Origin of the sequence: Neisseria sp. HMSC066H01, from assembly GCF_001837375.1 — a bacterium.
GTDB lineage: Bacteria > Pseudomonadota > Gammaproteobacteria > Burkholderiales > Neisseriaceae > Neisseria.
Genome location: NZ_KV832175.1, coordinates 1 through 2,504, shown reverse-complemented (window position 1 = coordinate 2,504; position 2,504 = coordinate 1). Strand labels below are relative to the sequence as shown.

Here is a 2,504-nt window from a genome sequence, read left to right as displayed (position 1 = left end):
AACTTATACAGGCTTTACAGTTGGATTAGGTTTTATAAAAGACTACGTAAAAAACCAGTTCAACTCAATGCCATCAGACATTCTTCAAATTGTCATGATGGCAGGTTTCGGCCATGCATTAGGTCTGATATTCGGTGCATTTGCTTTTAACGTTGCCATGCAAAGTATTAGCAAACTGTCATTTATTCCAGGGGGAAAAGCTAAATGATTATTTTACAAACTGGCGTACCAGGTAGCGGCAAGACTAGCTCTATCGTCAATATGTTGATGACAGACGAAAGCTATACACATTTTACTGATAAAGACGGTGTAAAGAAAAAACGCCCTCTCTTTGTAAACGGTATCCCTGAATTGAAGATAGAACATGAAGAACTTACAGATGAACAAATTAAAGAGAAACCGTTTCAAGACTTCCTTCCTTATGGCTCGCTCGTCATCATAGACGAAGCGCAAAGGCTGATGGGTACACGTTCCGCCGCTTCAAAAGTACCTACTTTTATAGAAGCTTTAGCATTACATCGACATCATGGCTTAGATATCGTCTTAATCACGCAACATCCAAGTTTTCTTGATAGTTTCGTAAGAAAGCTTGTTCAAAGGCATATGCATGTATCGATTAAGCCTGTAGGACGAAAACTTTATGAATGGAATGAATGTGTAGATCAGCCTGACAGTAGTGTGAATATTGCTAAGGCAATAGAAAGAACGTTTGTAGTTCCTAAAAAGTCTTTCGGAATGTACAAATCTGCCGAAGTACACACCAAGCCTAAAAGACGCATTCCCAAAAGCCTGATATTCGTAGCTTTGTTTTTACCTTTATTAATTGGTTTTGCCGTTTATACCATCAATGGAATGAGTAAACGATTTAACCAAGAGGAAAAACAACAGACAGCGGCATTGACTACATCAGATACAACGGATGAAGTCACAACACCGGAAAATAGTACACTGCCTCAACAGACTACGAATAGTAGTTTAAAGCCTGAAGATTTTGTACCTGTTTTAGCTGAAAAACCTGAAAGCAAGCCCATTTATAACAACGTCCGACAGGTCAAAACATTTGAGTACCCTGTTGGCTGTGTCGATGGCGGCAAAAGCGGATGTACCTGTTACTCAAGCCAGGGCACACAGCTGAAAGAAATCACAAAAGCCATGTGCAAAGACTACGTCAAAAACGGCTTGCCATTTAACCCATACAAGGACGAACAACAGGAAGCACAACAGCAACAGACCGCCTATGAGCCTGAAAAAGGGCAAGTGCTTACAATGGGCGGTAAAAGCCCTCAAAACCTGATGTATGACGGTTATGTTGAATCAGGAGAGCAATTCAAACAGCGCGGCGGTATTGTTGGCACTAATTAATTGAGCTGCTTTTTACCGTGTTGATAAAGCCCAAAGGCGTAATCAACACGGTAAAAAGTAGCCATGGGGGTTCGGGGAACACCCCGAAAGTTTAGCGTTAATCCCTGAATGAGCAATTCTGCTTATTCAGGGCTTAGCGTTTGACGAAACACTAAGCAAAGCCCACGACTTCGAAAGCACGGCCAAAGCATAAGCTTGAAGCAAAGATAGAAGCGTGGGCTTTCGTACATCTGAAGTTTGAACACTATCTAGGGCGCAACCCGAATTTATAAGGTAAAACACATGTACTTAGGCATAGACGTATCAAAACTCACAATAGATTGCTGTCTCATTTCAGACGGCCAAAACCATGAAAAAAGATTCAGCAACAACCCGAAAGGATTCCAACTACTTACAGACTGGCTAAAATTTCATCAAATGACTTCAGAGCTGCATTGCTGCTGCGAAGCCACCGGAACATATTACGAACCGCTAGCTAATTATTTATATCAGCATTACACCGTTACGGTCGAGAATCCGCGAAGAATAAAAGGGTATGCCATAGCCGAACTTCAACGCAGTAAAACCGACAAGCAAGATGCAAGACTAATAGCACAATACTGCCAGGACCGGAAACACAAACTGAAAGCATGGATACCGCCGTCACAAGAACAAAAACAGCTACAAGAACTCTCCCGATATTTAGACCATCTCAAACAACAACGTGCGACCGAAATCACCAAACTGCACGAAGCACCGGACTACATCGCCCCGCATATCAAAATCACCATTGAAAATCTAAGCGGCCAAATCCGTGACATCAAAAAGCAACTGCTCCAGTTCTACAAGTCTCATACCGATTACAATAAGCAACGCAAACGCCTAAAGACCATTACGGGCATAGGGGAACAAAGCGCAGCAGTATTGCTTTCCGCCTACAAAAGACACCCTTTCTCCAACCAAAAGCAGTTTACTGCCTATCTCGGTTTAGACCCACGCAAAAACCAATCAGGAAGCAGCGTAAACGGCAAAAGCCGAATATCGAAAATTGGCAATGCCGACATCAGAAAAAGCCTGTATATGCCCGCCGTAGTTGCTTATCGCTGTAACGTCTTTTCCAGTTTCGTAAACAGATTAAAAGCCAAAGGAAAGCCCATAAAACT

At 42.3% G+C, this 2,504-nt stretch carries 3 protein-coding genes; all 3 read left to right on the top strand.

Annotation, left to right across the window (positions count from 1 at the left end; all coding sequences use genetic code 11):
• On the top strand, positions 1-208 hold a 208-nt coding region (locus HMPREF2551_RS00030), incomplete at its 5' end, for a DUF2523 domain-containing protein (protein ID WP_070836705.1).
• Positions 205-1,362, top strand: a complete 1,158-nt coding sequence (locus HMPREF2551_RS00025) for a zonular occludens toxin family protein (protein WP_070836704.1) — start codon at positions 205-207, stop codon at positions 1,360-1,362. The genes HMPREF2551_RS00030 and HMPREF2551_RS00025, both read left to right, overlap by 4 nt.
• Before the next feature lie 282 nt (positions 1,363-1,644).
• A partial coding sequence (locus tag HMPREF2551_RS00020) for an IS110 family transposase (RefSeq protein WP_070836703.1) occupies positions 1,645-2,504 on the top strand: 860 nt, incomplete at its 3' end.

Bases quoted from the DNA above. Each gene is read 5' to 3' on its own strand.
- HMPREF2551_RS00025 (WP_070836704.1), top strand. From the start codon at position 205: ATGATTATTTTACAAACTGGCGTACCAGGTAGCGGCAAGACTAGCTCT.